This is a genomic window from Ralstonia psammae, from assembly GCF_958405935.1.
GTDB lineage: Bacteria > Pseudomonadota > Gammaproteobacteria > Burkholderiales > Burkholderiaceae > Ralstonia > Ralstonia psammae.
In genome coordinates this window covers 1-500 of record NZ_CATZBU010000058.1, presented here as the reverse complement: position 1 = coordinate 500, position 500 = coordinate 1, and the positions used below count along the sequence as shown (strand labels likewise).

The 500-nt window shown below is 67.4% G+C and carries 1 protein-coding gene; it reads left to right on the top strand.

The window, feature by feature from the left end:
- A partial coding sequence (locus R2N16_RS25470) for a porin (RefSeq protein ID WP_316669836.1) occupies positions 1-500 on the top strand: 500 nt, incomplete at both ends.

The following is a 500-nucleotide window of genomic DNA, read 5'->3' as shown; positions in this document are numbered from 1 at the left end:
TACGGCCGCGTCGCCAGCGGCATCGACTACCAGAACAATGTCGCCCCCACCGCGACCTCGCCGGGCGGCAGCCTCTGGCGGGCCGCCGACAACCAATGGGGGACCAGCATGTTCGGGTTCATGGGCAAGGAAGATCTGGGCGGTGGCCTGCAGGCGGTCTTCCGGCTGGAATCCGGTTTTGGCGCAGCCCAGGGCAAGACCAACGGCGATGCGCTCTTCAACCGCCGCTCCTACGTCGGCCTGTCGAGCCCGACCTGGGGCACGTTGACGGCCGGCAAGAACCTCTTCATCAGCAACGACGTCTGGTTCCTTGACCCGACCGGTCAGCAGTTCATCGGCTCGGCCACGCTGGTGCGCGGGCGCAACTGGCCGGGCGCCAACAACATCGTCGAATACCAGAGCCCGACCTGGGGCGGCTTCCAGATCGGCCTGCAGACGGGCCTGGGCGAACAACCCGGCTCGTTCACGAACAGCCGCCGCGATGGCGTGTCCGCCGTCTA